A 5,177-nucleotide genomic window follows, 5' to 3' on the forward strand; every position below is an offset into this window, starting at 1 on the left:
CCTGTTATTCCAGCCAGTTTACAGTCCTTGGGTTAATCACATCGAACGGCTGTGGCACAAGTTACATGAAACCATCACGCGCAATCATCAATGCAGAGGGATGGCCAACCTGCTGGCTCGAGTGAAATACTTCATGGATACCGTGTCTCCTTTCCCAGGGAATGGCTATGGCACAGCGAAGGTGTATCACTATTAGGATCAGTTATTTAGGTCCGGTAATTTGAAAAATTTCATGACCAGTTCTCCATCTGCGGGGCAATCACCAAACGTTGGAAGATTCCATGGCTATTTTTTGCTCGGCTGCTGAAGCGCCAAAATTTGAAAAATGTCATAGCCATTTGTTCTCCATCAGCTGGTAAGCCGCATCCGCGATATCCTGCTCTGTGATGAGGTAATACTCTTCGTTGCGATAATAGGGTACGGCGGCATCCACTCCGGTGAGACGCTTGGGCGGCGCCTTGAGAGAGGTCAACGCCTCCTCTGTCACCCGCGCCACTATCTCGGCCCCCACCCCGAAGCTGCCGCACGCCTCGTGCACCACCAGCAGACGGCCTGTCTTGCGCACCGACGCCAGAATGCTCTCCATGTCCAGCGGCTTGATGGTCGCCAAATCCAGCACTTCGCACTGGATATCCTGCTCCGCCAAGAGGCTCGCCGCCCGCATCACCTCCTGAATACAGGCCCCCCAGGCAACTATGGTGACGTCCCGCCCCGGCCGCAGGGTGAAGCAGATATCCAGCGGCAGGCCGACACCGTCATCCACCACGTCCGACTTCATGGAGCGATAGATACGATCAGGCTCGAAGAACATCACGGGATCCGGGTCACGAATGGCCGATAGCAGCAAGCCATAAGCGCGCCTCGGGCTGGAGGGAATGACCACCCGCAGGCCCGGAATATGGGCAAACAGGGCTTCAACGCTCTCGCTGTGGTGCTCCGGCGAGTGAATGCCGGCGCCGTAGGGAGAGCGATAGACGATGGGACAGGAGAGACGGCCACGGGTGCGGTTACGCATCCGCGCGGCCTGGCAGATGATCTGCTCCATGCCGGGGAAGATGAAGCCCTGAAACTGGAACTCGGCCACCGGCTTGAGTCCCTGGGTTGCCATCCCCACCGCCACCCCGGCGATCAGCCCCTCGGCCAGCGGTGTATCTATCACCCGTTTGAAGCCAAACTTGTCGCGAAGGCCAACAGTGGCCCGAAACACCCCGCCGTTGACCCCGACATCCTCCCCCAGAACAACCACATCAGGGTCGTGTTCCATCTCATGGTGCAGTGCCAGATTGATGGCTTCGAGCAGTGTCATTTCACTCATGCGTCCTCCCCCACTCGGCGTCATCAGCCACCGCATTCCCGTTGCATGTCATGTCGTCACACCAGGCAGGCTTGATGGCATCCTGCAGTCTCATCTCATCGATCATGAGCGTTCCTCCCCGGCGTGACGCTGCATGCCCTTGGCGATGATGCGCTGGCGCTGCCCGCGATAATCCTTGGGCAACTCGGCAAACTGATAGTCGAGCAGGGTTTCCGGCGCCTGCGGGGCCGTGCTTTCATAGGCAGCCACGGCGCGATCGACCTCCCGGCTCGCCTCGGCCAGCAACGCCTGCTCCTGATGCTCATCCCACCAGCCCTGTTCAAACATGAACTGTCGCAACCGCTTGACCGGCTCCTTGGCCCAGGCGGCTTCCACCTCGGCAGCATCCCGATAGCGGGTCGCATCGTCGGCCGTGGTGTGATCCCCCAGCCGATAGCTGATTGCCTCTATGAGAGTCGGCCCCTTGCCACTGCGCGCACGCTCGACGGCGATGCGGGTGGCATCATAAACAGCCACCACGTCGTTGCCGTCAACCTGGATGCTGCGTACCCCGGCGCCAACTCCTTTCTGGGCCAGGGTGGGTGCGCTCGACTGCAACTTGCGCGGCACAGAAATGGCCCACTGGTTGTTGTTGATGATCATCACCATGGGTAGATGCCAGACTCCGGCGCAGTTGAGCCCCTCCAGGAAGTCCCCCTTGGAGGTACCGCCGTCACCTATGGTGACCACGGCGACACGAGGCTGGTTGCGCAACTTGAAGGCCGCCGCTATGCCGGCGGCATGGGTGATCTGGGTGGCGATGGGCACGCAGATGGGCAAGTCCTCCGACAGCTCGCCATCGGCCTTGTAAAAAACACTACCCCGTTCGTCCCCGCCCCAATATTGCAGGTTTTTCTCCATTGGCACGCCCCGCACATAGAGGGTGGGCATGTCCCGGTAGTAGGGCACATAGACATCCTGCTCCTGCATGGCGAGACCGACGCCTATCCCGACCGCCTCGGCTCCCAGATGGGAGGGAAAGGTGCCGAGCTTGCCGGTTCGCTGCAGCGCGATTGCTTTCTTGTCATAGCTGCGCACCATCACCATGTTGCGGTAGAAAGTGTGCAGTATCGCCTTGTCCAGCCAGGTCGGTAGTGTCGCGACCGGGCGCCCTTCCTCATCGAGGTAACGAAGGAAAGGGATGTCGACATGGGTCATAACTGGCTCCTTGCCGTTGTCAACGTCACCACCATGAGGTGACCCTTAGAATGTAAATAAGATGTTAACCAAAGAGCAATGTGATTTAACCAGGTAAGACCAGTAGAAACTTCTTTAATTTCAGAAAGACACTGAACTTTTCGGCTGAGCAGAGACGAAAAAGGGAGCCGCTTCGGGCTCCCTTTTGGGTGGATGCGGGATCACTCCCACATCAATGGATTCGCGTCACCAACCGGACGACGCTCAGGTCTATGGCACAGAAGACGGGTTCGGCTCACCCCCACAAGCGGGTCGGCACCACCAGCAGCACGGTGCGCTGACCTATGGCCACATTGGCGTTGGGGAAGACCACCGCCTCCCGCGTCTTTTCTACCGTGTAGCGCAGTTCACCATCCTCGGCCAGCACGAATCCCTGGGGAAACTCGGTGAAATTGTCCACATCGCTGGCAAACAGGAAGCGAAACTGCTCCGAACGCTTGTTGATCACCCGGTCGATGGCAAAAATGGTGAAGTCATCCGCCTGCCAGGGCTCTAGCACCACCTCATCCCGAGTTACCAGCTCCTGCAACGCCTGACGGGTCTCGATGAAGCGGGTCATGTCGTTCTCGCCAAACGGACGCACCTTGCCCAGCTCCACCGTGAAGGCATGGGCACCATGCTGGTGCGAGCTGTAATAGCTGAAGGTGGTGGTGGGACCGCTGGAGAGCAATATGGTACGCACCCCGCAGGCACCGAGGAACTGCACCTGCTCCTTGCAGTGCGGCCGCTCATGGGGGAAGGGGTAGACAGCAAACTTCTCGTGGCGCGAACCGCGAATGGCGGTGTGCAGGTCATAGTGATAACGGGGCCGGGCCGGTTCGGCAAAGAAGCGGCTCACATACTGCTCGAGGCGCATGGCGCGAATGCGCTCCTGATTGCACAGTCCCTCCCCCTTGCTGTGGGCTCCGGAGAAGAGCCGGTTCATGTTCTCCTCCACTTCCCGCAACCCCAGGTTCATGGCGGCCGGGTTGCCAAACAGGAACAGCACCCGATGACGGGCGCTGAGCTCACCGCTGAGCAGCCGGGTCAGCAACTGGTTGCAGATCTCGATGGGGGCGGTTTCGTTGCCGTGAATGCCGCAGGAGAGGACGATATCCTTGCGTCCCCCGGACTGATCGCCCGCGCCACTGGCAGGCTCCAGGCAGAGCACTCCCGTATCCCAGACACTCACCCGGGAGCCATCGGGCAGGTCAAACGCGAAGGGCTCAAGCTGCCACTCGTGGTGGCGGGTCAGGGCCAAAAAATCATGCTGGGGAATCATCCATCTCACCCTTTTGTCAGAAACGCTATGGGCGGATTATACGCAAGGCGTGTGGGCTTAAAATCAGTTTTTAAACAAATTCAAACAGTAAGGATACAAAGCTGGCGACAGATAGTGACAAATCGACAAGGTATGGAGTAAAGGAAGGGGAAATCACGGGAAGTAAAACAGCACTGCGGGGAAGCAATAATATCAGGCAATCATTCACACGCTGGCACGAGCCAAGTCGGGATTAAGCAATCAGGATCAGCAGAAAGCAAGGCATCCATGCCCGGCAGATCAACCACGCCAGAAGGGCTTGGTGGTCTCTTGATAACGATCAGATTCGTTCAGGCCGATGTCCTTGAGCAGGTACTCAGGCAGCTCAGAGAGCTGGCGACGGCTGCGGCTGCGGCTGCGTTCCAGCCAGGTCAGTACTGTCATTTTGACGCGAGCAGCCAGATTCAATTGGCTGGAATGCTGGTAACCGGCTTCGGTATAAGTCATGTTGGCCATGATGTGGCTCCTCTTGATGATGTCTGCGCGGGTGCATATTTGTTGCGCAAAGCTTAGTCAGGAGGGACAACCGACTCAATTGACGAATTTTGATACAACGCATTAGTAAAGCTAATGCTGCATATCGTCAGCCATTAAAATATAACCAATTGATTTTTAACTATTAAATAACCGTTTTATTCCGCATGAAAACCCGACAGCATATTCTCCTGCGTGGCACACCCCTAACTATGCAGTTTCCTGCCTTGGCTATGCAGTCACCGGATCTAAAGGCGAGACAGGCAACCTGGTGTTTACATCCAGTTGTTAAACAAGAGATCTTTTATTGATCCTTATTTAACAGAGAGATACAAAAACAACACACCCAAATGGCTATCACTTCTGATGCTCGCCAAGGGCATCAAAAAGGAGGCACTTGGCGCGCTTTCGGCATACTGGTATGGTTATTTATACAGTAGTTCAGCCAACCCCCTGCCAACTCTCTTCAGAGGATGTGACAGGGGCGACCACAGGACATGCCGATGGACACATTTACTCCGACTGCCGCCCTGCGTCAACAGATGGACGCGCTCGAAGAGGCGCTGGCCCGCCTGGCCCGACAGCTGGGTCAGCTACCCTTGCTGGAGGCCCACGTCTATCCCCTCCCCGCCGTGCCCCAGGGGCAGGAGCACGAGCCCATCGAACAGATCGAGGTGGGCTATCTGGGCGGTGAGGAGGCGTTGGTGGCCACCCTGGCGGCCTACCGGGATCACAGTGCTCGCCCCGGCTGCTCCACCAAGGCTACCCACCGCCTGCCGGGCTGGCTGCGCTTCTCTGCCGCCAGCGCCAGCCAGCTGCGCCCACTGATCGAGGTGCGTATTCCGGCGAAGT

General features: G+C 57.9%; 5 protein-coding genes and 1 pseudogene. 2 read left to right on the forward strand and 4 right to left on the reverse strand.

Annotated features, from left to right (window positions below):
• Nucleotides 1-196: pseudogene (locus AXW79_RS21850) on the forward strand (IS630 family transposase); the annotation flags it as partial.
• Between the two features lie 132 nt (nucleotides 197-328).
• Here the strand turns inward: AXW79_RS21850 and AXW79_RS00515 are convergent.
• The 4 genes from AXW79_RS00515 to AXW79_RS00530 all read right to left on the reverse strand — a co-directional run bounded on the left by AXW79_RS00515 (nucleotide 329) and on the right by AXW79_RS00530 (nucleotide 4,307).
• Nucleotides 329-1,315, reverse strand: coding sequence for an alpha-ketoacid dehydrogenase subunit beta (locus tag AXW79_RS00515; RefSeq protein WP_005320258.1), 987 nt, complete (start codon nucleotides 1,313-1,315; stop codon nucleotides 329-331).
• A 102-nt stretch (nucleotides 1,316-1,417) separates the two neighbouring features.
• Complete coding sequence (gene pdhA / locus AXW79_RS00520) at nucleotides 1,418-2,512, reverse strand: pyruvate dehydrogenase (acetyl-transferring) E1 component subunit alpha (RefSeq protein ID WP_005320262.1); 1,095 nt, start codon at nucleotides 2,510-2,512, stop codon at nucleotides 1,418-1,420.
• Between the two features lie 274 nt (nucleotides 2,513-2,786).
• Complete coding sequence (gene astE / locus AXW79_RS00525; RefSeq protein WP_005320264.1) at nucleotides 2,787-3,812, reverse strand: succinylglutamate desuccinylase; 1,026 nt, start codon at nucleotides 3,810-3,812, stop codon at nucleotides 2,787-2,789.
• A 279-nt stretch (nucleotides 3,813-4,091) separates the two neighbouring features.
• A complete protein-coding gene (locus AXW79_RS00530) occupies nucleotides 4,092-4,307 on the reverse strand; it encodes a DUF1127 domain-containing protein (RefSeq protein ID WP_005320267.1) in 216 nt (71 codons plus the stop codon).
• Nucleotides 4,308-4,828: 521 nt separating this feature from the next.
• Between AXW79_RS00530 and AXW79_RS00535 the strand changes: the two genes are divergently transcribed.
• A partial coding sequence (locus AXW79_RS00535; RefSeq protein WP_043151450.1) for a DNA replication terminus site-binding protein occupies nucleotides 4,829-5,177 on the forward strand: 349 nt, incomplete at its 3' end.

The sequence above is a fragment of the Aeromonas salmonicida subsp. salmonicida genome (genome assembly GCF_001643305.1).
GTDB classification, from domain to species: Bacteria; Pseudomonadota; Gammaproteobacteria; order Enterobacterales; family Aeromonadaceae; genus Aeromonas; species Aeromonas salmonicida.

Bases quoted from the DNA above. Each gene is read 5' to 3' on its own strand.
- AXW79_RS00515 (WP_005320258.1), bottom strand. From the start codon at position 1,315: ATGAGTGAAATGACACTGCTCGAAGCCATCAATCTGGCACTGCACCAT.
- pdhA (WP_005320262.1), bottom strand. From the start codon at position 2,512: ATGACCCATGTCGACATCCCTTTCCTTCGTTACCTCGATGAGGAAGGG.
- astE (WP_005320264.1), bottom strand. From the start codon at position 3,812: ATGATTCCCCAGCATGATTTTTTGGCCCTGACCCGCCACCACGAGTGG.
- AXW79_RS00530 (WP_005320267.1), bottom strand. From the start codon at position 4,307: ATGGCCAACATGACTTATACCGAAGCCGGTTACCAGCATTCCAGCCAA.